Consider the following 22,880-nt stretch of genomic DNA (forward strand, 5'->3'; position numbering starts at 1 on the left):
AGCCCTTCGGGAGGTCCGATGTGGATGACGCACAAACCGGCAATCACTCCCTGCTGATCCTGATCGCTGATGATAGCGACAGCGATCGTCTGATCCTCAAGGCTTTGCTACGACGTCTTGGTCATGACGTTCTGGATGCTGCCAACGGTGTCGAGGCCGTTGAGCTGTTTCGTCAGGCGTCTCCCCAGCTTGTTTTTCTGGACGCCATGATGCCGCACATGGACGGCCTGGAAGCGGCGAAGAATATCAAGGCCCTGGCGGGTGAGCGTCTCGTACCCCTGATCTTTCTGACCTCCCTTTCCGATGCCGATGCGCTGGCCCGTTGCCTGGAAGCCGGTGGTGATGATTTCCTGACCAAGCCCTACAACCGGGTAATCATTGAAGCCAAGATCAATGCCTTCAATCGTATGCGCGTGATGCATCAGACCCTCAGTCACCAGCGGGATCTGATCCACGAACGCAACCGCAAGCTGACGGAGGAGCAGCACGTCGCCAAACGGGTCTTCGACAACATCGCCCACACCGGTTGTCTGGACGCTGACAGCATCCGTTTCCACGCCTCTCCGATGTCTATTTTCAATGGCGACATTCTGTTTGCCTGCCCGCGTCCCGCCGGCGGCCTGCAGATACTGATCGGTGATTTTACCGGACATGGGTTGCCGGCGGCGGTCGGGGCCATGCCGGTGGCGGAGATTTTCTATGGCATGACGGCCAAGGGGTTCAGTGGCAGCGATGTGCTGCGAGAGATCAACCAGAAACTCAAGCGTATTCTGCCGGGGGGCATGTTCTGTTGTGCGGCGATGATCCAGGCGGATTCTTCCCTTAACCAGGTGCAGGTGTGGAACGGCGGGTTGCCCGACGGCTGGTTGGTCCGTCAGGATGGTAGTCGCAGGGCGCTGCCATCGTCCCAGCTGCCACTGGGTGTGCTCGACTCCAATAGCTTCGAGGCCTCAATGACCATCATCCAGACCCGTCCCGGGGATACGCTGATGTTCATGACTGACGGCGTGCTGGAGACTGAAGGTTCCGGGGGTGACATGTTTGGCGATCGTCGGGTGATCCACGCACTGGATAAGGTCCTTGACGGTCTTCATCCTTTTGATGCGGTGATTGAGCAGGTGAAGACGTTTTCCGGCGGCCAGCTTGATCAGGATGACCTGACCCTGGTGACCCTGGATATGGCCGAAGGCGAAGACTTTGAAGCCATGTCGGAAGAGGTGCCGCTGTCAGCATTAGAGGGGCCGGCAGAATGGCGCTGCGTCTATGAGGTCAGGGACAGGACCCTCGGCCAGTTCAGTCCGTTGCCACTGTTGCTGCATATCTGCATGGAGGTGCCCGGGCTGAGACGCCGGAGTGGCGAGGTTTACACACTGCTGTCGGAGTTGTACACCAACGCCCTGGAGCACGGTATTCTCGGACTGCCGTCGGAATGGAAGAAAACCGCCGATGGGTTCGGCCATTACTACGCCGAGCGGGAACGCCGACTGAGTAACGTCAGGGAGCATTACATCAAGTTCCGATTAACCCATTCAATGACGGATTCGGGAGGACGTCTGATAGTGGTCTGTGAGGATAGCGGTCACGGATTCGACTACCAGGGTCACACCAATACCTGTGATGAAACGTCTGGTTACGCCGGTCGTGGGCTGATGTTGTTGCAGCGACTGGCGGACTCACTGACGTTCAGGGAGCGGGGCAATCACGTTGAAATCGTATATGATTGGCACTTTTCAGAGGCCGGAGACCGCAAAGTCGCGGCCATCACTCAATCCGGGGGTTCGTCATGAACGACAAGCCGCATCTTGACGAGGAAGCACTGGCGGAGCTTCAGGATGTTATGGAGGACGAGTTTGACGTATTGATCCGTACCTACATTAACGATTCTGTTGATCGGATCTCATCCATACGCCAGGCGCTTGATGCTGGTGATGCCGATGCACTCGTCAAAACCGCCCACAGTTTTAAAGGCAGTTGCGTTAATATTGGCGCGCCCCGTCTGGGCGCCCTGTGCCTGGAGATAGAGAATGCCGGGCGGGAGCAACGCTTTAACGAGGTTGCATCGCTCATGGAGGCGATTGATTCGGAATTCCGCAAGGTGCGGGAGATGCTGGAGGGCTTTCTGGTCGACTGATTGTCGACGCCCTCCAAGGATGGCATCGCTTTTGCTGTGTATCGGGTAACGAGGATTTCCTGAACTCCAACCCTGAAAAGCGGCAAGAGGTTGCCATGTCCCAGATGGTTTTACCACAAACCCAGGCCCCAGGGGGGCAGCCCGATACCGGCAGCAAAAAAGCGCCGGCGGGTCATGAAAAATCCGGCGACAGCCAGTTCGACTCGGTTTCCCGGGCGGAACAGCAGCGCCTGGACCGCAAACAGGCGGACCGGCGTGCACAGGCGGAACGTCGCGAGGATGCCCGCAACAGCCCTGACAAGCGAAAAGATGCTCCGGCAGACGCCAGGTCCCGGTCGGATGGTGCACGCGATAAGCGTACCGAAGACGGAGCACAGAGCCGTTCTTCCGGTACTGTCCGAGAGGCGGCAGTCTCAGAGGAATCCGTGACGCCAGCTGATGGCCTGGGGGAAAAACCGGCAGATGTGGACATTCCGGAAGAAATTGCATCTCTGACCTTTGCCAACCTGCAAGCGATGCTGGAGCCTGCAGGGGGGGCCTCAGGCATGGCAGGAAACTCAACGCAGTTACCAGGCAAGGCGACTGGCCAGGCACCCCTGATGCAGCGGTTTGCCGGCATTATCGCCGGGTTGCCGGGCATGCCTGGCGGCAAGCCTGGTGAGACATCGGGTTCAGGGCAGGGTATGTCAGCCAGCTTCCAGCTGACCGACGCCCTGGCGGCACTGACGCCGGAATCCGGTCGAGCTCAGGACAACACCGCTTTGTTGACCGCTGGCCGTCTGCAGACACTGGCTGATGTTCCGGGTCAGCAACTGGCCAATGCGGCTGCCAGGCTGCCAGCCGATGCCACTGGTCTCAAAGGGTATGCCACCTCGGTTGATGTGCCGGTCGGGCATGCGGAATGGGGCGATAAGATGGTGGGGAAACTGACCTGGCTGACCGCCAACAAACTGTCCGTCGCCGAAATTCATCTGACCCCGCCGGACATGGGGCCCATGGAAGTCCGCGTTCAGGTCCACCAGGAGCAGGCGAATATTACGGTACACGCGGCCAATCCGGCAGTTCGGGATCAGCTGGAACTTCACAGCCACCGCTTGCGGGATATGCTCAGTGAGCAGGGGCTGTCGCTGGAACAGTTCGATGTTGCTGACTCTGCCCAACGGCAGACCAACGGGCAGGATGCCGATGGTGAATCAGAGAACGCCGAAGGCCGGGCCCGTGATGAACTGGCTGGTGTGTCTCCCGAAGAGGCCGAGGCACACGTCAATGCCCTGGATCTCACCTGGAAAGGCGAAGTGGATATCTTCGCCTGATGTACTGTCCGGGGCCCCTGGGTCCCGGCTTTGATTCTTCTTTGCCGATCCCCTCCCACAACGCTAAACTGCTGTCCTGAATCGGGGTGTTGAGTCTGTTGGCCCGGCCTTTGCTTCATTCCCCGTATATACCCAAAAAACCATCCGGATGACGGATTTCTGGCGATTGGAAGGTTATGGCTGAAAACAACACACCTGCGGCCCCACCGGCCCAAAAGGGCAAGCTGAAGCTCATTATCCTGTTGGTTCTGGTGATTGTCCTGGCCGTGGGGCTGTCCGTGGTAGGCACCCTGTGGTTCCTCGGAGGAGGGCTGCCGGGCATGGGTGGCGGCGATGCGTCCTCTGAGGAAACCGAGGTCAGCACCTTCAGGCCCAGCGTCTACCTCGATATAGAGAAGGCAATGGTGACGACGATCCAGGCCGAAGGGGGCCGCCAGCGCTATGCCCAGGTCTTTCTTTCCCTGGAGGCGGATGGCGAACCAGCACTTGCGGCCGCCGAGCTGCATCTGCCGCTGATTCGCAGTCGGCTGGTAACCTTGCTGGGAAGCAGTGACTTCATGGAGCTGCAGACGCCGGACGGCCGGTCGGCATTGGCTGACAGCATGCTGCAGACCATTAACCAGGTGCTGGAAAATGAGGGGGAACCTCCTCTGAAACAGGTACTTTTCAGGAATTTTGTAGTGCAATAGGCCCCGGTAACGGGCGGCTTGTCAGGGCAGGAAAACGTATGCAGGACCTACTGTCACAGGATGAAATCGATGCCCTTCTCCACGGTGTGGACGATGGGGATATCGATACCTATGAAGAAACCGACGAAGCCGGTGTAAAGTCCTACGACCTTGCCAGCCAGGACCGGATCGTCCGTGGGCGAATGCCCACCCTCGAAATGATCAACGAGCGCTTTGCGCGCTATACCCGGATCAGCCTGTTCAATCTGCTCCGCCGTAACGCCGATGTGTCCACCGGTGGTGTCCAGATCATGAAGTTCGGTGAGTACATTCACACTCTGTATGTGCCCACCAGCCTTAACCTGTGCAAGATCCGCCCCTTGCGCGGTACCTCCCTGTTTGTGCTGGACGCCAAACTGGTGTTCAAGCTGGTGGACAACTTCTTTGGTGGCGAAGGCAGGCACGCAAAGATTGAAGGCCGGGAATTCACACCGACGGAAACCCGCATTGTGCAGATGGTGCTGGATCAGGTATTCCATGACATGAGGGAAGCCTGGCACGCTGTTCTTAAAGTGGATTTCGAATACCTCAGTTCGGAGGTGAATCCGGCGATGGCGAACATCGTCAGCCCCAGCGAAGTGGTGGTGGTGAGCACCTTTCATATTGAACTGGACGGCGGAGGCGGTGAGCTGCATATGGCACTGCCGTATTCCATGATCGAGCCTATTCGCGACGTACTCGATGCGGGGGTGCAGAGTGATATTGACGACATTGATGAGCGTTGGGTGAATGCTCTTCAGGAAGACATCAAGGAAGTCAATGTACCGGTCAATTCCACAGTGTGTCGGCGGCGGATATCCCTGCGCGACATTGCAAAGATGAAGGAAGGCGACATCATTCCGGTCGAGATCCCCGAGTTTCTGACGGTCACGGCCAACGGTATTCCCATTTATAAGGCCACCATGGGAACCCGTGACGGAAAACTGGCGCTGAGAATTCACGAACGGGCAACGCTGCCCAAGATCAAGAAACAACTGAAGGTGGGACGCAATGGCTGACGACGACAAAAAAGACGAGCAGGAACTCAGCGAGGACGAGAAACTGGCGGCTGAATGGGAATCCGCCATGGAAGAGTCCGGTGATGACGGCGATTCCCGCGAGGACGAGTGGGCAGCGGCGATGACAGAAGCGGAAGGCTCCGGGGAAAAAGAGGGCGCCGGCGGTGACAATGTCCGCGCAGCGCCAATGGAGGAATTCGAGGAATCTGCCGACGGTGCCCAGGGCTCGGGGATGTCGCCGGACCTGGACGTCATTATGGATATCCCGGTCACCATTTCCATGGAAGTGGGCAATACCCAGATTCCCATCCGCAACCTGCTGCAGCTGAACCAGGGCTCCGTCATTGAAATGGATCGCCTGGCAGGTGAACCGCTGGACGTGTTGGTCAACGGCACGTTGATTGCCCATGGCGAAGTGGTCATGGTGAACGAGAAATTCGGCATCCGCCTGACCGACGTTATCAGCCCGGGCGAGCGCATCAAACGGTTGCAGAAGTAACATGGCGCGAATGAGCGGAATCGTCAGCCTGCGCCGGTGTCGTCCTGCCGCGGTTGTCCTGATCGCGCTGGCGCCGCTGCTGGCACTGGCGGAAGAGGCCCCTGCAACGGAGGAAGGCAGCCGTGCCCCGGACACCCTCGTCACCATGCTGAGCCTTGGGGGCGGGTTGCTGGCGGTGATTGCTATTATCTACGGCTGTGCGTGGATTATCCGCCGCATGAACGGCATGACCGGAATGAACAACCAGGCCATGAAAGTGGTGTCGGTCATGGCGCTGGGGGCCCGGGAACGGATAGCCCTGATCGAAGTGGGCGGCAAGCAGATACTCGTGGGTGTTACCCCGTCAGCCATTCGCACCCTGCACGTATTCGAAGAACCGGTCGTGACCCCCGGACAGGGATCTTCCAGTGAATTCGCCCGCCGGTTGCAGGGCATGATCGGAAAGTCCTGGAACTCTCCGTCATCGAAGGAAGGCTGAGCCGATGATTGCGCTTTACCTGAAACGCGGCCTGGCGCTGATCCCTCTTCTTCTGCTGGCGGGCTGGAGCCCGGCGGCGCTGGCGGACCTTCCGGGCATTCCCGCCTTCACCATGACACCCGGCGAAGAACAGGGCGTCGAAGAATACTCCGTAACCCTGCAGATTGTCGCGCTGATGACCGCGCTGACGTTCCTGCCGGCCATGCTGATGATGATGACATCCTTTACCCGCATCATCATCGTCTTCTCCATCCTGCGCCAGGCCCTGGGTTTGCAGGCGACACCGTCCAACCAGATTCTTCTGGGGCTGGCCCTGTTCCTCAGTATCTTCATAATGAAGCCGGTTCTGGAAGAAGCAAACCAGGTGGGTCTGCAACCCTACATGTCGGAAGAAATTACCTCCCTGGAAGCGGTCGAACGCGCCAGCATGCCATTCCGCGAATTCATGCTGGGCCAGACCCGGGAAAGTGACCTCGGGTTGTTCATGCGCATCGCGGACGAACAGTATGACTCGCCGGAGGATGTGTCTTTCTGGGTACTGCTGCCCGCGTTCGTCACCAGCGAGCTGAAAACCGCCTTCCAGATAGGCTTTATACTGTTTATTCCTTTCCTGATCATAGACATGGTCGTGGCCAGCGTGCTGATGGCCATGGGTATGATGATGTTGTCACCGATCATCATCTCGCTGCCATTCAAGATCATGCTTTTCGTACTGGTGGACGGCTGGGCGCTGATCATGGGTACACTGGCCGCCAGTTACGGGATATAGGAGCCGCGTATGACCCCGGAAACCGTCATAGACATCGTCCGTGAAGCACTGTGGATGATCGTGTTGCTGGCTGGCGTCATCATCGGCCCTGGACTGGTGATCGGTCTGGTGGTCAGCACCTTCCAGGCCGCCACCCAGATCAACGAACAGACCCTCAGCTTTCTGCCGCGGCTGATGGTCACCCTGATCGTCATCATCGCCGCCGGCCCGTGGATGCTGACCAAACTGCTCGATCACGCGGAAGGCTTGATAACCAGCATTCCCTACCTGATTGGCTGATTGATGATACCCACCGAAATCAGTGCTGACCTGATCGGCCAGTGGGTTGGTCAGCACCTTTGGCCACTGTTCCGCATCGGCAGCTTCCTGATGGTCATCCCCATCTTCGGCACCCAGCTGGTACCGGCCAGAGCGCGCCTGGGCCTGGCCCTGCTTATCACCGTCCTCATCGTACCCCTGCTCCCGCCGGCGCCCCAGGTGGAAGCCTTCAGCGCCGACGCAGTAGTCATCACCCTGCAGCAGATCCTCATCGGCGTCGGCCTGGGGTTCGCCATGACCGCGCTGTGGCAACTCTTCGTCATCGCCGGCCAGATGATCGCCATGCAAATGGGCCTCGGCTTCGCCTCCATGGTCGACCCGGCCAACGGCGTCAACGTCCCGGTGCTGTCACAGATCTACACCATTACCATCACCCTGCTGTTCCTCGCCATGAACGGCCACCTGGTGATGTTCGAAGTCTTCATCGAAAGCTTCCGGACACTGCCCGTCGGCTTTGAAGGCCTGGGCCAAGTCGGGGTCTGGGAGTTGGCCCATCGCATCAGCTGGATGTTCGTGTCAGCCATGCTGCTGGCATTACCGGCAGTCTCCGCCGTTCTGATCGTCAGCATTGCCTTCGGCGTGATGACCCGCGCCGCGCCACAAATGAATATTTTCGCCCTGGGTTTTCCAATTGGCCTGATTTTTGGACTGTTCTCCATATGGGTGCTGCACGCCAATTTTCTGCCGCACTTTGAGCAGTACACGAGGGAAACCTTCGAGTTTATGCGGAACCTGCAGGGGCAGCCTTGATGGCTGAAGAAAACGACAACAGTCAGGAAAAAACGGAAGAGGCCACCCCCCGAAGGCTCGAAAAAGCCAAGGAGGATGGCCAGACCGCCCGTTCCAAAGAACTGGCCACCATGGCCGTGCTGATGGCCGGCGCCGGCGGCCTGCTGATGTTTGGCAGCAGCCTGGGCGCATCCCTCGAAGGCATCATGCGCGACAGCTTCGTGCTGGAACGCTCCGCCATCTTCGATACCCGCCACATGAGCATACAGCTCCTGGCATCCGCCAAAGAAGCGGCACTGGCCCTGTCACCCATCCTGATCCTGCTGCTGATCGCCGCCATCGCCGGCTCCATCGGCATCGGCGGCCTACTGTTCAGCGGCAAGGCCATAGCGCCAAAGCTCAACCGCATGGACCCGATCAAGGGCCTGAAACGCATGTTCTCCATGCGGTCCGTGATCGAACTGGTCAAAGCCATCCTGAAAGTCGGACTGGTACTGGCACTCGCCATCCTGGTTCTCAACCTGCGCACCGATGACTTGTTGAGTATCGCTGAAGAACCGGCTATACCGGCCATGGAACACGTACTCTGGACCCTCGGCTGGACCTTCTTCTTCCTGTCTGCGGCGACTATCATCATTGCTGCCATCGATGTGCCCTTCCAGATCTTCGACCACCAGAAGAAGCTGCGGATGACCAAGCAGGAGGTAAAAGACGAGTTCAAAGACACCGAAGGCAAGCCGGAGGTGAAAGGCCGAATCCGTCAGCTGCAACGCGAAATGGCCCAGCGCCGCATGATGCAGGACGTGCCTGGCGCCGATGTAGTGATCACCAACCCGACCCACTACGCGGTGGCCCTGAAGTACGATCAGACATCCATGGCGGCGCCGATCGTGGTGGCGAAGGGGGCTGATGAGATGGCCTTCAAGATCATGGAGATTGCCCGCGAGAACAAAGTCGAACTTCTGCGGACGCCGCCGCTGACCCGGGCGGTGTATCACAACACCGAGGTCGGCGGGGAGATTCCCGATGGTCTCTACATGGCCATCGCCCAGGTACTGGCCTACGTGTTCCAGCTTCGGCAGTTCCGCAAGGGGCGTGGTGACCGGCCTGGTATGCCGGACTTTCCGATTCCGCCTGATATGCGGAGGGATGTCTAAGTCTTTTTGTAGCCTGATGGTTTCGGGGGAGGGCATTTGTTGGTGGCCCTGCCAAAAAACCGCTACAAGCACGTCCGTGTGCGCTTCTCTCCGGCCATCCATGGCCTCCGAAATTTTTTGGCAGGGCCACCAACAAATGCCCCGGTAGCTCACGATATCTCGATAAAACGTAGGTCGGATTAGCGAAGCGTAATCCGAAACCGTCAGGCTACAAGACCAAAAAAACCAAAGCTCAAACCCGAGCACCAACAACCCGAACCATAGGATCATGGCGGCTTTCAGGAATCGGCAGTAAGCCGTAGAACTCACGGGGATTGTAGACGCGAACCGAAGGAAACCCGGAAGCCAGGAAATGGTCACGGGCCTGCTGATCGTCCTCGAAGTGGAAGCTGACCTGGCTGCGGGTCATGGTACCCAGGAGGCCGCCGAGGGTTTTCAGGGAGTTTCTTAGCAGCGGTTGCCTTGGCATCAGGTAGCTTTCGGACAGATATACCGAGCCGGTGCGGTCGGCCAGGATTTTGGCCAGGCGCTGCCAGAACTCGGAGATGACGTCCAGGGAGAAGTAGCTGGTCAGGCCCTCGGTGACCACCACGATGGGCTTGGTGTTGTCGAAGGCGCGGGCGACTACGGCTTCCAGGGTGTGGTCGCCGGATTCGGCCAGGATATCGATCGGGGTGACCTGGTGGTGCTCTCCGAGGTGACCTGCCGCCAGTAGACGGGCCGCTTTACGGGTGGCCATGTCGGGCAGGTCGGCTTCCACCATCTTCAGGGTGGGGTGCTTCTCCCGCAGACGGATACCTCTGGGGGACATGCCGCAGGCGATTTCCAGGACCTGGTCTACGCCGTCCTCCTGGACAGCCTGGTCAATCAGGTGGTCGATGATCAGGTGGCGTTGCAGCAGGAAAGTGCGGATGTTGCCGCCAATGGCCGCCTTGCTGGCGGTTTCGAAGGGGCTCATCAGGTGGTAGAGCCAGCGGCCCTGTTCGGTGGACAGGGCGTCGTCTGAAAGCCCGTGCCGGTGCCAGACGGCACCGGTGTAGAGGGCAGTAAAGCTGATGCCGGAACTGTCAGTCGGCTTTTTGCTCATAAATGGCCTTTCCCCAGGCTTCACGTGTGCCCGGCAGTATCAGGTTAAGGGCAATCGCCACCACGGCGCTCAGGGCGATGCCCTCGAACTGGCCGATAGCCATGCCGCCGATGCCGAACACCAGGGTGATGGCAACGATCACCAGGTTGCGCGACTGGGACAGGTCCACCTGGTGGCGAATCAGGGTGTTCAGGCCCACTACCGCGATGGAGCCGAACAGCAGGCAGAGGATGCCGCCCATGACCGGTACCGGGATGGTCTGCAGGGCCGCGCCAAATTTGCCGACAAAGGCCAGCACGATGGCAATGATCGCAGCCCACCACATCACTTTTGGGTTGAAATTGCGGGTCAGCACCACGGCGCCGGTGACTTCCGAATAGGTGGTGTTGGGCGGTCCGCCCAGCAGGGAGGCGGCGCTGGTGGCCAGGCCGTCACCCAGCAGGGTGCGATGCAGGCCAGGCTTTTCCAGGTAGTTCTTGCGGGTCACATTGCCGATGGCGAGGATGTCGCCAATGTGCTCAATGGCCGGTGCAATGGCCACCGGGATCATGAACAGGATGGCGCTCCAACTGAATGCCGGTGCGACAAAGTTCGGAATCGCAAGCCAGGGCGCTTCCTGAATGGGTGTCAGATCCACAATGCCGGCAAACGCGGAGAGGGTATAACCGACGATCACGCCAAACATGATGGGAATCAGCCGGAAAATGCCTTTTGCCCACACCGACATAATGACGGTCACCACCAGGGAAATCATCGCAATCCAGATGGCGGTGTCGTAGGGCACCAGCTCGGCGGCGCCATCGCCGCTACGGCCCGAGGCCATATGTACAGCGACTGGCGCCAGCCCCAGGCCGATCACCATGATCACCGGGCCGATCACCACAGGCGGCAGCAGGCGGGTAATGAATCCGGTACCGCGGAGTTTGACCGCGCCACTGAGGATAATATAGAGAATACCGGCAGCCATCAGGCCACCCAGGGTTTCTTCCAGGCCGAAGCGGCCCTTGGCGGCGATGACCGGGGCGATAAAGGCGAAGGAGGAGGCCAGGAAGATGGGGATCTGACCGCCGGTGACAATGTGGAAGATCAGCGTGCCGAGACCGGCGGTAAACAGCGCGACGTTGGGATCTAGGCCGGTGATCAGCGGCATCAGCACCAGTGCGCCAAAGGCCACCAGCAGCATTTGCGAGCCCGCGACAATCTGTTTCCAGGTCGGGTCGGTGGTGTGATCCTGCATGTTCAGACGTCCTTTTGCTTGGTGCCGAAAATTTTGTCGCCGGCATCACCAAGTCCGGGAAGGATATAGCCTTTTTCGTTCAGGCGCTCGTCAATTGAGGCCGTATAGATGGACACGTCTGGATGTTTCTCCAGAACCTTTTGCACGCCCTCCGGCGCGGCCACCAGAATCAGCGCGCGAATTTCGGTGCTGCCGGCCTTTTTCAGCAAATCAATGGTGGAGATCAGGGAACCGCCGGTGGCGAGCATGGGGTCGATGATCATAGCCATACGCTGGTCCAGCTCGCCCACCAGTTTTTCCAGGTAAGTGCTGGCTTCCAGGGTCTCCTCATTGCGGATCTGGCCGACCACGCTGACCCGAGCGCCGGGAATCAGGCTGAGGACACCGTCCAGCATGCCCATGCCGGCACGCAGGATCGGCACGATGGTGACTTTCTTGCCCTGGAGCTGTTCGATTTTCACCGGACCGGCCCAACCTTCGATGGTTTTTTCCTGCAGGGAGAAATCCTGGGTGGCTTCGTAAGTCAGCAGGGCGCCAACCTCCTGTGCCAGTTCACGAAAATTTTTGGTGCTGATGTCCGCGCGGCGCATCAGGCCGAGTTTGTGGCGGATCAGGGGGTGTTTAACCTCGTGGATTGGCATGGGGTCACCTTTCATCTGTCGGCTGTGGTCGGATTGGCGCAAGGATACCGTATCTGAAAGGTTGCGTCAGGCACTGAAAAGTGAAATCCCGTAAGGGCTGGTACGGATCTTGCGAAGACCCCTGCAAACGATGCGTCAGCGTCATAATTCCGACCCTTTGAATGCCGTCAGGCATGGCCACGCGGAGAGTTTCCTGGCATGGACAGAGCTTTAGTCCTGAACAACGTCAAATCCCTGACACGGGGAAACCTGGGCATACCCATCATGCTGATGGGGCTGCTGGGAATGATGATCCTGCCCATGCCGGCGTTCATGCTGGACGTTTTCTTTACCTTCAACATCACCCTGTCCATCGTGATCCTGCTGGTGTGCGTGTACGCCTTGCGGCCAATGGAGTTCGCCTCGTTCCCGACGGTGTTGCTGGTGGCTACGTTGTTGCGCCTGGCGTTGAACGTGGCCTCAACCCGGATCGTACTGCTGAACGGTCATGAGGGCGGAGATGCCGCCGGTAAGGTGATCGAATCCTTTGGTGCGGTGTTGATCGGCGGCAATTACGCCGTCGGCCTGGTGGTGTTCGCCATCCTGATGATCATCAACTTCCTGGTGGTGACCAAAGGCGCGGGCCGGGTTTCCGAGGTCAGCGCGCGTTTCACCCTGGACGCCATGCCCGGCAAGCAAATGGCCATTGACGCCGACCTGAACGCCGGGCTGATCAATCAGGAAGAGGCCAAGCACAGGCGTTCCGAGGTTGCCCAAGAGGCGGATTTCTACGGCTCGATGGACGGTGCCAGCAAGTTCGTGAAAGGTGATGCGGTTGCAGGCCTCCTTATCCTCGCCATCAACCTGATTGGTGGTATTGCTATCGGCATGTTGCAGCATGGCCTGGATTTCGGAACGGCGACACAGAATTACGCTTTGCTGACAATTGGTGATGGCCTGGTGGCGCAGATTCCTTCGCTGTTGCTGTCGACGTCAGCTGCGATCATGGTGACCCGGGTAACGTCCAGCCAGGATATGGGTGGCCAGATTCTGCAACAGATGTTCAGCGCGCCCAAGGCGCTGGCTATTGCTGCCGCTATCCTGATTATTCTCGGGCTCATCCCCGGTATGCCCCACGTTGCGTTTCTGGGGCTTGGCGGTATCGCTGCCACCGCAGCTTACCTGATCTGGCAACGTGACCGCCAGACGGTCGAGGAAGAGGGTGTATTCCCGGTACGCGGAGGCGCGCAGCCTGCGGGACGGGATATACCGCCCGGAGGGGATGGCGGAGATCAGGGGCAGGCTTTGCCTGCGCCGGGCGAAACCCGTGAACTGGGCTGGGACGACGTTGCCACCGTCGACATCGTGGGCCTGGAAGTGGGTTACCGTCTGATCCCGTTGGTGGACAAATCCCAGGGCGGTCAGTTGCTGAGTCGTATCAAGGGGGTGCGCAAGAAACTGTCCCAGGATCTGGGGTTCCTGATGCCGTCCGTCCATATTCGCGACAACCTGGACCTGATGCCGAATGTGTATCGCATCACCCTGATGGGCGTGACTCTGGCCGAGGCCGAGATTCACCCGGACCGGGAACTGGCCATCGACCCTGGCCAGGTGTTTGGCAAAATCGAGGGAATTGCAGGCAAGGATCCGGCGTTTGGCCTGGATGCCAGCTGGATTGAGCCCGAGAAGAAAGACCAGGCCCAGACCCTGGGGTATACAGTGGTGGATGCCAGTACCGTGGTGGCCACCCATCTGAACCAGATATTGCAGAAGCATGCCCACGAACTGCTTGGCCACGAAGAAACCCAGAAGTGGCTGGACCAGCTGGAGAAGGTGTCTCCCAAGCTGGCGGAAGAGCTGGTTCCAACCACCATTTCCATCAGCCTGCTGTTGAAGGTACTGCAGAATCTGCTCAAGGAAGAGGTGCCGATCCGCGATATGCGTTCCATCGCGGAGTCCATTGTGAACGTTCATCCGAAGAGTCAGGATCCGAAGCTGCTTACCACCGTTGCCCGTCAGGCCCTGCGCCGAATGATCATTCAGAGCATTTGTGGCAACGAGCAGGAGATCCCGGTGATCACCCTGGATCCAGACCTGGAACAGTTATTGCTGAAGTCAGTTCAACAGAGTCAACAATCCGGCGGTCAGGAAGACATCGGGCTGGTGCTGGAGCCGAACATGGTGGAGAAACTGCAGCGATCCCTTCAGGAGAGTGTCCAGCGCCAGGAGATGCTTGGCAAGCCAGCGATTCTGCTGGTGTCAGGCCCGTTGCGACCGGTGCTGGCGAAGTTTGCCAGTTATGGGGTGGAGCGATTGCACGTACTGTCTTACCAGGAAGTTCCGGATAACAAACAGATCACCATTGTGGCGTCCGTCGGGCAGTAAGGCCGCGGATGACAAAGCGGACAACGCAGGCACGGCGTTGCCGGTGGAGGATGAGGCATCATGAAAGTAAAACGTTTTTTTGCTCAGACCATGGCAGAGGCACTGAAGCAGGTTCGGGAACAGATGGGTCCGGACGCCGTGATACTCTCCAATCGCCGGGTGGACGGCGGTGTCGAAATTGTGACGGCGCTGGACTACGACGAAAACATGGCGCGTCAGCGTCTTGGTGATCAGGCCCGGGAGGCCACCAACGGGTCCCGTCTTGCGGAAATGCAGGCGGAACAACATCGCCGGTTGGAACAGGAACTGGGGCGTTCCCGGGACCGTATTCGCGAGGTTCGCGAGAAGCGGGCAAGCGTTGGCGCCGGGTATGCCAATAACTCGGCGTTCATCGACGATTCGGCGCTGGGGCTTGAGTCTGCCGCAACGGAGTCCGGATCGGCCGCCTCATCAGGCGCACCAGGTGGCTACTCCGATGAGCTTGCACAGATGCGGGCCGAGATCAGTTCATTACGGGACATGGTGGGGGCCCGGGCCGCCGAGCCGAAAAAGCCGGCGAACAACGCGGTTCAGCAGCGCCTGTCCGAACGTTTGCAGGAATTCGGCCTGAGCCTCGATCTGTCCGGCTCCCTGTCCCGCCGCCATAAGGGCGGGCGCCTTGACGATGGCTGGAAGCAGTCCCTGAAAATGCTGGCCACCGGGGTGAAAACCTCACGAACCGAGTGGCTGGATCAGGGGGGCGTATACGCGCTGGTTGGGCCCACCGGATCCGGTAAGACCACAACCATAGGCAAGCTTGCGGCGCGCCATGTCCTGCGCCATGGTGCGGATTCCCTGGCCCTGGTCACCACGGATCGTTATCGCGTGGCTGCCCATGAGCAGCTGTTTGTGTTCGGTCGTATCCTGAATGTGCCGGTGCGGGTGGTGGATGAGAGCCATTCCCTTGATGATATCCTCGACGAGTTGTCGGATCGCCACCTGGTGCTGATTGATACCGCCGGCCTGACCAGCACTGACAAGGGCTATGAGCAACAACTGTCAGAACTGGCCAGGAGCCATCACCGGATTCGTACGCACCTGGTAGTGTCAGCGACCAGCCAACCGCGTATTATGAAATCAGTGTGGCATTGCTATAAGATGGCTAACCTTGCGGGCTGTGTGATGACAAAAGTCGACGAAGCCCTGACCCTGGGTGAATCTTTGGGGTTTGTCATGGAGTCCGGTCTTCCCGTGGCGTATTACACGGATGGCCAGAAGATTCCCGAAGATCTGCACCACGCCGAAGCGGTGCCCCTGGTTCGACTGGCCGTGGAGCGGCTTAAAACACTCCAGCAACAGCAGGCGGTGGCAGAGGGGGCCTGAAACACTCCCCGGCCATACCGGATGACGGACTATCCGGCGTGAACAGGCGCCGTTGAAATACAACTGAGCCTTCGGTCAAACGTGGCGAGAGATAAAACCAAGTATGAGCAAACCACATCCGGTACAGGTGATTGCAGTTTCCGGCGGGAAGGGCGGCGTTGGTAAGAGCAACGTGTCAGTTAACCTGGGTATTGCCCTGGCCCAGAAAGGCCGTCGTGTCGTGTTGCTGGATGCTGACCTGGGTCTGGCCAACATAGATGTTCTGCTGGGTATCACCGCCAATCGCAACCTCTCGGATGTGCTGGCGGGTGATTGCGACTTGCGGGATGTCCTGGTCGATGGCCCGGGTGGTATCAAGATTGTCCCGGCCTCCTCGGGAACCCAGCGCATGACCCAGCTCACCTCCATGGAGCACGCTGGTCTGATCAATGCGTTCAGCGAGCTCGGTGACCAGATTGACGTCCTCATCGTCGATACCGCAGCGGGGATTTCCGAATCCGTCATCAGTTTCCTGAGAGCTTCTCAGGAGCTGCTGCTGGTGGTGTGTGACGAACCGACATCCATTACTGACGCATACGCTCTGATCAAGCTGATGAACCGTGAGTACGGCACCAACCGTTTCCGTATTCTTGCCAACCAGGTCCGGAACGAGCAGGAAGGGAAGCATCTTTTTGAAAAACTGACCCGGGTCACCGAGCGGTTTCTTGATGTGGCACTACAATACGTGGGTATGGTGCCTTACGACGAAGCCGTCCGGAAAGCGGTGCAGAGGCAGAAAGCGGTGCTGGATGCCTACCCCAGGGCCAAAGCGTCACTGGCGATCAGGGCTCTGGCTGAGAAGGTCGACAACTGGCCGCTGCCGTCATCTCCCCGCGGACACCTGGAATTCTTTGTGGAGCGGCTCGTCGAAGTCTGACATTGATCCTGTCACCAAAAAGCTGGATACATGACATTGACGAAAAACCTGGGAATCTACCAAAAAGCAGGCGTCGGGGGTGCTTCCCGGCTAGTGGAAGAGCATGCTCCGCTGGTGAAAAAGATCGCGTTGCACCTGATGGCCCGCTTGCCGGCCTCGGTGCAGCTGGAAGACCTGATGCAGGCCGGCATGATCGGGCTTCTTGAGGCTGCGCAGAGGTACAGCTCCACCAAGGGCGCAACCTTTGAAACCTACGCTGGTATCCGTATCCGGGGCGCCATGGTGGATGAAATCCGCAAGGGCGACTGGGTACCCCGTTCCGTTCATCGTAATGCCCGCCGTATCTCCCAGGCCATCAAGGCTGTTGAGGATCGTCTTGGTCGTGAGGCCCAGGACCAGGAAGTCGCTGAAGAGCTGGAGATGTCTCTTTCTGAATACCACTCCAGTCTGAGCGATGCCAACAGCGGCAAACTTTTTAGCCTGGATGAGCTCAATGAATCCGGCGACCTGCCGATAGAGGAAGCAGAGGCCAGTGATAATCCGCTGGACGATATTACGTCCGATGCTTTCAAGCGAAGTCTGGCGGAAGCGATTGGCGAGCTCCCCGAGAGAGAAAAACTGGTGCTCAGCCTGTACTACCAGGAGGAGCTGAACCTCAAGGAAATCGGTGCTGTCCTGGGGGTGAGTGAAAGCCGGGTCAGTCAGATCCACAGTCAGGCCGCGCTGAGGCTTCGGGGCAGGCTGACGGGCTGGCGACATGAGCCCAACGTGTATTGAGGTTGGCTGTCTGTAGCTTTTGGTAACCGGCGCTTTACAACGGGTTCAAACACCACACAATAAGCGGTTAAACCACCGGCCTGCCAGAGTCTGGCAGAAAGATAAAACGCATTCCGGGTGTGACAAAACTGGAGGTCCCATTGGACAAGAACATGAAAATCCTCATTGTGGACGACTTTTCCACAATGCGACGGATCATCAAGAACCTGCTGCGTGATCTGGGATTCACCAATACCGACGAAGCGGATGACGGCAACACCGCGTTGCCCATGTTGCAAAGCGGTAAATACGATTTCCTGGTGACTGACTGGAACATGCCGGGTATGTCCGGTTTTGATCTGCTAAAGGCTGTACGTGCCGATGAAAACCTGAAAACCCTTCCGGTTCTCATGGTCACCGCCGAAGCAAAGCGGGATCAGATTGTCGCCGCCGCGCAGGCAGGGGTGAATGGCTATGTCGTGAAGCCGTTTACCGCCGCAGTACTCAAGGAGAAGATTGAGAAAATCTTCGAACGAATCCAGTAACCAAAGGTCGGATGGGCTCTCATGAGCGATAGCAAAAAGAACCCGCAGGGCCTTGATCCGGAGGTGACGGAAAAGCTCCGCGCACAGGCCAACGAGCTGGTTGAACAGGTCAATGCCGGTGACTATGCAGGGGCTATGAACGTAATCAATGATCTCAGCGAAGTCCGGGATCAAAGCCTGTATCGGGAAGTCGGGCGGCTTACCCGCAGCCTCCACGAAGCGATTCGCAATTTCCAGATCGATCCCCGCAATGCCGAGCAGCAGGAAGCGCTGTCAAAAATGACCGATGCGTCCGATCGCCTGGAATACGTTGTGCAAATGACCGGTCAGGCTGCCAATCGCACCATGGACCTGGTCGAGGAAACCATGCCTCAGGCCCACGCTATCCGTGATGAGGCGGCGGTATTGAGAGACGAATGGCAGCGTCTGCGTCGGCGGGAAATGGAGCCGGCGGAATTCCGGGACCTCTACGGTCGGATTGACCAGTTCTTCGTAACGCTGACCCGGGATGCCGACACCATGTACAACAACCTCTCGGAAATCCTGCTGGCCCAGGATTTCCAGGACCTGACAGGGCAGGTGATCCAGAAGGTCACCGACCTGGTGAAGGAAGTGGAGGAACACCTGCTAGGCCTGGTGATGATGGCGAGTCATGTGGATCAGCTGACCGGCACCATACATGAGATTGAATCAAGCGAAGTGTCGGCAGAGCAGGGCGTTGGCCCGCAGATGAACGCCGATAAGCGTGAAGATGTGGTATCGGGTCAGGACGATGTTGACGATCTTTTGTCCAGTCTCGGTTTCTGAATTAAGAGGGTAACCCATGGCGTTTGATGCCGATGAAGAGATCCTGCAGGACTTTCTGGTTGAAGCAGGCGAGATACTTGAAAAGCTGTCTGAGCAGCTGGTGGATCTTGAACAGAATCCGGATGACAGTGATCTCCTCAACGCCATATTCCGTGGCTTCCATACCGTAAAGGGTGGCGCGGGTTTCCTTCAGCTGGAAGCCCTGGTGAACTGCTGTCACTCTGCAGAGAACGTCTTCGATATTCTCCGGAATCACAAGCGCAAAGTGGATTCGGAGTTGATGGATGTGGTGCTTGAGGTCCTGGACAACGTCAATGCGATGTTTGAGCAGGTGCGTAACCATGAGGAGCTGACGCCAGCTCCGGAAGCCCTGATTGCCGCCCTGGACGCCCTGGCTGAGCCGGAAGGTGCGTCCTCCGGGGGGACCGGTAAAGCCCCTGTGGAAACGACAAGTGACGCCGCCAGCGGTGATGATCATGGTGATATCACCGATGACGAATTCGAACAGCTGCTGGACGCGCTGGATGGTGAAAAAGCCGAAGCCGGTCCGGAAACTGCCTCTGACCCAGCAGGGGACGACAGCGCCGCCGGTGACGATGACATTACCGATGACGAGTTCGAAGCGCTGCTGGACGAGCTCCATGGCAAGGGGCAATTCGCCGGTGCGCCGGCCGGTGATGCTGATATCGAGCCACCGACCGAGTCCGGTGATCAGGCCAGCAAGGGCAATGACGATCTGATCACTGACGATGAATTCGAGAAGCTGTTGGATGACCTCCACGGCAAGGGCGGCGGCCCCACGGCTGAGAGCAGCCCGAAGGCGGCCAGCAAGCCCGCGCCCGATACTGCGAAGTCGGCGCCGGCCGCCAAAGCGGAGACGCCCGAGAAAGCCGAAACCCGAGCACCCGCGGCATCGAAAGAACAGGCGCCCGCAACTGAGACCTCTGTCCGGGTGGACACCAAGCGCCTCGACGACATCATGAATATGGTCGGCGAGCTGGTGCTGGTGCGTAACCGCTTGCAGCGTTTGGGCGCCGCAAGCGAAGACGAGCACATGCACAAGGCGGTGTCGAATCTCGATGTAGTCACCACGGACCTCCAGTCAGCGGTGATGCAGACGCGGATGCAGCCGATCAAGAAAGTCTTTGGCCGCTTTCCCCGGGTGGTGCGGGACCTTGCCCGGAGCCTCAAGAAAGAAGTCAGCCTGGTGATGCACGGGGAAGACACTGACCTGGACAAGAACCTGGTGGAAGCCCTCTCGGACCCCCTTGTCCACCTAGTTCGTAACTCGGTAGACCATGGTATCGAAGCGCCGGATGTCCGTGAAAAGGCTGGCAAACCCCGGTCCGGTACAGTGACCCTGAATGCCGAGCAGGAAGGGGATCATATCCTGTTGTCCATCGAGGATGACGGTGCCGGCATGGATCCCGAGGTGTTGCGTCGTAAGGCCGTTGAAAAAGGCTTATACGATCAGGACGCCGCGGACCGGCTTACCGAAAGCGAGTGTTTCAACCTGATCTTTGCCGCCGGCTTTTCAACCAAGGACCAGATTTCCGATGTGTCCGGCCGTGGTGTCGGCATGGACGTGGTAAAAACCAAGATCGGCCAACTGAACGGTCAACTGAACGTGGAATCGGAGCTTGGCAAAGGCTCGCGAATCGTCATTAAAGTGCCGCTGACCCTGGCCATCATGCCTACGCTGATGATCATGCTGGGTGAACAGTCGTTCGCGCTGCCACTGGTGAATGTGGTGGAGATCTTCCATCTGGATCTCAGCAAGACCAACATCGTCGATGGCCGCGAGTGCATCGTGGTGCGGGAGAAGGTCTTCCCGCTGTTCCACGTCAAGCGCTGGCTGGTGAAGGGCGCGTCCGCTGAACCGGAGCCGGAGAACGCCCACGTTGTCATCGTCGCGATGGGCACCCGAAAAGTTGGCTTCGTTGTGGACCAGTTGATCGGCCAGGAAGAGGTGGTGATCAAGCCCCTGGGCCGAGCACTCCAGGGCACGCCGGGTATGGCGGGGGCGACGATTACCGGGGATGGGCGTATTGCCTTGATTATTGACGTTCCCAGCCTGCTTCAGCAGTACGGTTGAGGCGCACGGACCGCACGGTTTAGGAGAATGGGATGACAGTTTCTGTCCTGGTTGTTGATGACTCGGGATTTTTCCGTAAGCGTCTGACGGAAATCCTGACGGCATCCGGTCAGATCAAAGTCGTTGGCGCGGCTACCAACGGCCGGGAAGGGGTGGAGCTGGCGGAAAAGCTGCGGCCGGACGTCATCACCATGGACTACGAAATGCCGATAATGGACGGCATTTCAGCCGTTCGCGAGATCATGAAGCGCCACCCGGTGCCGGTCTTGATGTTCTCGTCCCTGACCTACGAGGGTGCCCGGGTGACGCTCGATGCCCTGGAGGCCGGTGCGGTCGATTTCCTTCCCAAGAATTTTGAGGAAATCGCCCGGGATTCCAGCCAGCTCCAGAAGATCCTGATTGGTCGTATACTGGATGTCGCCGGTAGCAGCCCGGGCGCAAAAGCCGCACCTGCTGTACCACCGGCAACAAAATCGGCCACAGCGCCCGCGCCTCGTCAGGAAAGGGAGATGCCCCGTGGGCGTCCCCGTACCGATACGCCTGCGGCTCCGGCACGTTCCACGCAACCGGAGCCCCCCGCAGAAGAGGAATCCTCCAGGCGCGCCACCCGACGGGGGCCGGCCAGGCACTACAACGTGGTGGGCATCGGCACCTCCACTGGCGGTCCGGTTGCCCTTCAGAAAGTGTTAACCGCGTTGCCGGCCAGTTTCCCCGCGCCTATCGTGCTGGTTCAGCACATGCCGGCCAGCTTCACGCCTGCCTTCGCCGAGCGTCTGAACAAACTCTGCCGCATCGAAGTGCGCCAGGCCCAGGATGGCGATGTGCTTCGGCCCGGCCTGGCCCTGCTGGCGCCCGGAGGCCGGCAGATGATGATCGAGAATCGCAGTGGCCAGGCCCGGGTGCGCATATTGCCCGGCGACGACCGTCTCAATTACAAACCCTGTGTGGATGTCACTTTTGGCTCCCTGGCCCGCAGCTTTCCCGGCAAGACCCTGGGCGTCATTCTTACCGGCATGGGGTCTGATGGCAAAGAAGGTTGCCGTTTGATGAAGCAGGGCGGATCCGTGATCTGGTCCCAGGATGAAAAATCCTCCGTGATCTACGGCATGCCCATGGCCGTTGCCAGGGCCGGGTTGTCCGATGAGGTGCTGGCCCTCAACGACATCGGTCCGCGGCTGGTGGAAGGTGTGAGTTAATGGATATTCTCAGCCTACTTGGCATCATTCTGGCGTTTGCTGCCATCCTGGGCGGCAATCTGCTTGAGGGCGGCGCCCTTAGTTCTCTGTTTAATGCTCCGGCGGCGCTGATCGTCATCGGCGGTACACTGGCTGCCACCATCCTACAGACCTCCTGGCCACTGCTGAAGCGTGCGTTTGTACAGGTGCGGTGGGTATTTTTGCCGCCCTATGTCAGTCTGGAGGATGGCATTGGCAAAGTGATCGATTGGAGCGTCAAGGCCCGCAAGCAGGGGTTGCTGGGGCTGGAGGGGCTGGCGGAAAAGGAGCCGGAACGGTTTGCGCGCAAGGGCCTCCAGTTGCTGGTCGATGGCGCCGAGACCGAGACCATTCGCAGCATCATGGAGGTGGACCTGGATTCCCGCGAACAGCGGGACCTGGAATCGGCGCGGGTATATGAAGCCATGGGTGGCTATTCGCCGACCATAGGCATCATCGGTGCCGTCATGGGGCTGATTCAGGTGATGACCAACCTGGAGGACCCCCAGTCCCTCGGCAGCGGCATCGCAACGGCTTTCGTCGCCACCATCTACGGCGTAGCTCTGGCGAACCTGCTGTTTTTCCCGGTGGCCAACAAGTTGCGCGGAATTGTGCGGGAGCGTACCCGCTACGAAGACATGATGATTGACGGCATTATCGCTATCGCGGAAGGGGAGAACCCCAAATCCATCGAACTGCGGCTGCGGGGCTTCCTGCAGTGACCGCCGGGCGGGAC

At 58.9% G+C, this 22,880-nt stretch carries 23 protein-coding genes; 20 read left to right on the forward strand and 3 right to left on the reverse strand.

Annotation, left to right across the window (positions count from 1 at the left end; translation table 11 throughout):
• The first annotated feature begins 20 nt into the window (after positions 1-20).
• The 11 genes from ACJO3M_RS08885 (at position 21) to flhB (ending at position 9,120) form a co-directional block, all read left to right on the forward strand.
• On the forward strand, positions 21-1,787 hold the full coding sequence (locus ACJO3M_RS08885; RefSeq protein WP_407001037.1) for an ATP-binding SpoIIE family protein phosphatase: 1,767 nt from the start codon (positions 21-23) through the stop codon (positions 1,785-1,787).
• The gene (locus ACJO3M_RS08890) at positions 1,784-2,131 is read left to right on the forward strand and encodes an Hpt domain-containing protein (protein ID WP_407001038.1); all 348 of its coding nucleotides are present in this window, start codon (positions 1,784-1,786) and stop codon (positions 2,129-2,131) included. The genes ACJO3M_RS08885 and ACJO3M_RS08890 overlap by 4 nt, the downstream gene beginning before the upstream one ends.
• A 95-nt stretch (positions 2,132-2,226) precedes the next feature.
• A complete protein-coding gene (locus tag ACJO3M_RS08895; protein WP_407001039.1) occupies positions 2,227-3,444 on the forward strand; it encodes a flagellar hook-length control protein FliK in 1,218 nt (405 codons plus the stop codon).
• Positions 3,445-3,620: 176 nt separating this feature from the next.
• Positions 3,621-4,133: a flagellar basal body-associated FliL family protein gene (locus ACJO3M_RS08900; RefSeq protein WP_407001041.1), complete on the forward strand. Its 513-nt coding sequence runs from the start codon at positions 3,621-3,623 to the stop codon at positions 4,131-4,133.
• 38 nt (positions 4,134-4,171) lie between these two features.
• Positions 4,172-5,170 carry a flagellar motor switch protein FliM gene (gene fliM, locus ACJO3M_RS08905; protein WP_407001042.1) on the forward strand — a complete coding sequence of 333 codons (999 nt, stop codon included), beginning with the start codon at positions 4,172-4,174 and terminating at the stop codon, positions 5,168-5,170.
• Positions 5,163-5,669 carry a flagellar motor switch protein FliN gene (fliN, locus tag ACJO3M_RS08910; RefSeq protein ID WP_407001043.1) on the forward strand — a complete coding sequence of 169 codons (507 nt, stop codon included), beginning with the start codon at positions 5,163-5,165 and terminating at the stop codon, positions 5,667-5,669. Before fliM ends, fliN begins: the two co-directional genes overlap by 8 nt.
• 10 nt (positions 5,670-5,679) lie before the next feature.
• A complete protein-coding gene (fliO, locus tag ACJO3M_RS08915) occupies positions 5,680-6,147 on the forward strand; it encodes a flagellar biosynthetic protein FliO (RefSeq protein ID WP_407001044.1) in 468 nt (155 codons plus the stop codon).
• Positions 6,148-6,151: 4 nt separating this feature from the next.
• On the forward strand, positions 6,152-6,916 hold the full coding sequence (gene fliP, locus ACJO3M_RS08920; protein ID WP_407001045.1) for a flagellar type III secretion system pore protein FliP: 765 nt from the start codon (positions 6,152-6,154) through the stop codon (positions 6,914-6,916).
• A 9-nt stretch (positions 6,917-6,925) separates the two neighbouring features.
• The gene (fliQ, locus tag ACJO3M_RS08925; RefSeq protein WP_407001047.1) at positions 6,926-7,195 is read left to right on the forward strand and encodes a flagellar biosynthesis protein FliQ; all 270 of its coding nucleotides are present in this window, start codon (positions 6,926-6,928) and stop codon (positions 7,193-7,195) included.
• Between the two features lie 3 nt (positions 7,196-7,198).
• Positions 7,199-7,984, forward strand: coding sequence for a flagellar biosynthetic protein FliR (gene fliR, locus ACJO3M_RS08930; RefSeq protein ID WP_406988193.1), 786 nt, complete (start codon positions 7,199-7,201; stop codon positions 7,982-7,984).
• Positions 7,984-9,120, forward strand: coding sequence for a flagellar biosynthesis protein FlhB (gene flhB / locus ACJO3M_RS08935; protein ID WP_407001048.1), 1,137 nt, complete (start codon positions 7,984-7,986; stop codon positions 9,118-9,120). The genes fliR and flhB overlap by 1 nt, the downstream gene beginning before the upstream one ends.
• A 232-nt stretch (positions 9,121-9,352) precedes the next feature.
• On the opposite strand, the gene ACJO3M_RS08940 is transcribed toward flhB, so the two are convergent.
• From ACJO3M_RS08940 to upp, 3 genes are read right to left on the reverse strand one after another with little or no spacing between them, the layout of a single operon-like run.
• On the reverse strand, positions 9,353-10,207 hold the full coding sequence (locus tag ACJO3M_RS08940) for a class I SAM-dependent methyltransferase (RefSeq protein ID WP_407001049.1): 855 nt from the start codon (positions 10,205-10,207) through the stop codon (positions 9,353-9,355).
• On the reverse strand, positions 10,188-11,444 hold the full coding sequence (locus tag ACJO3M_RS08945; protein ID WP_407001050.1) for a uracil-xanthine permease family protein: 1,257 nt from the start codon (positions 11,442-11,444) through the stop codon (positions 10,188-10,190). Before ACJO3M_RS08945 ends, ACJO3M_RS08940 begins: the two co-directional genes overlap by 20 nt.
• A 2-nt stretch (positions 11,445-11,446) precedes the next feature.
• On the reverse strand, positions 11,447-12,085 hold the full coding sequence (gene upp / locus ACJO3M_RS08950) for a uracil phosphoribosyltransferase (protein WP_406984736.1): 639 nt from the start codon (positions 12,083-12,085) through the stop codon (positions 11,447-11,449).
• A 198-nt stretch (positions 12,086-12,283) separates the two neighbouring features.
• Here upp and flhA point away from each other — a divergent pair, with 198 nt between their 5' ends.
• From flhA to ACJO3M_RS08995, 9 genes are all read left to right on the forward strand, one after another.
• Positions 12,284-14,449: a flagellar biosynthesis protein FlhA gene (flhA, locus tag ACJO3M_RS08955; protein ID WP_407001051.1), complete on the forward strand. Its 2,166-nt coding sequence runs from the start codon at positions 12,284-12,286 to the stop codon at positions 14,447-14,449.
• A 60-nt stretch (positions 14,450-14,509) separates the two neighbouring features.
• Positions 14,510-15,811, forward strand: a complete 1,302-nt coding sequence (gene flhF / locus ACJO3M_RS08960; protein ID WP_407001052.1) for a flagellar biosynthesis GTPase FlhF — start codon at positions 14,510-14,512, stop codon at positions 15,809-15,811.
• Between the two features lie 103 nt (positions 15,812-15,914).
• The gene (locus ACJO3M_RS08965) at positions 15,915-16,727 is read left to right on the forward strand and encodes a MinD/ParA family protein (RefSeq protein WP_407001053.1); all 813 of its coding nucleotides are present in this window, start codon (positions 15,915-15,917) and stop codon (positions 16,725-16,727) included.
• 30 nt (positions 16,728-16,757) lie between these two features.
• Positions 16,758-17,504: an RNA polymerase sigma factor FliA gene (locus ACJO3M_RS08970; RefSeq protein WP_407001054.1), complete on the forward strand. Its 747-nt coding sequence runs from the start codon at positions 16,758-16,760 to the stop codon at positions 17,502-17,504.
• Between the two features lie 140 nt (positions 17,505-17,644).
• Entirely contained in the window at positions 17,645-18,028 is a 384-nt protein-coding gene (gene cheY, locus ACJO3M_RS08975) for a chemotaxis response regulator CheY (RefSeq protein ID WP_012136125.1), read from the forward strand.
• A gap of 21 nt (positions 18,029-18,049) precedes the next feature.
• Positions 18,050-18,835, forward strand: coding sequence for a protein phosphatase CheZ (locus tag ACJO3M_RS08980; protein ID WP_407001056.1), 786 nt, complete (start codon positions 18,050-18,052; stop codon positions 18,833-18,835).
• Positions 18,836-18,851: 16 nt separating this feature from the next.
• Complete coding sequence (locus tag ACJO3M_RS08985) at positions 18,852-20,930, forward strand: chemotaxis protein CheW (protein WP_407001057.1); 2,079 nt, start codon at positions 18,852-18,854, stop codon at positions 20,928-20,930.
• A gap of 32 nt (positions 20,931-20,962) precedes the next feature.
• Positions 20,963-22,126, forward strand: coding sequence for a protein-glutamate methylesterase/protein-glutamine glutaminase (locus tag ACJO3M_RS08990; RefSeq protein ID WP_407001058.1), 1,164 nt, complete (start codon positions 20,963-20,965; stop codon positions 22,124-22,126).
• A complete protein-coding gene (locus ACJO3M_RS08995) occupies positions 22,126-22,866 on the forward strand; it encodes a flagellar motor protein (RefSeq protein ID WP_406984744.1) in 741 nt (246 codons plus the stop codon). Before ACJO3M_RS08990 ends, ACJO3M_RS08995 begins: the two co-directional genes overlap by 1 nt.
• Positions 22,867-22,880 lie beyond the last annotated feature (14 nt).

This window comes from Marinobacter alkalisoli (assembly GCF_045449795.1).
In the GTDB taxonomy this organism is placed as follows: Bacteria; Pseudomonadota; Gammaproteobacteria; order Pseudomonadales; family Oleiphilaceae; genus Marinobacter.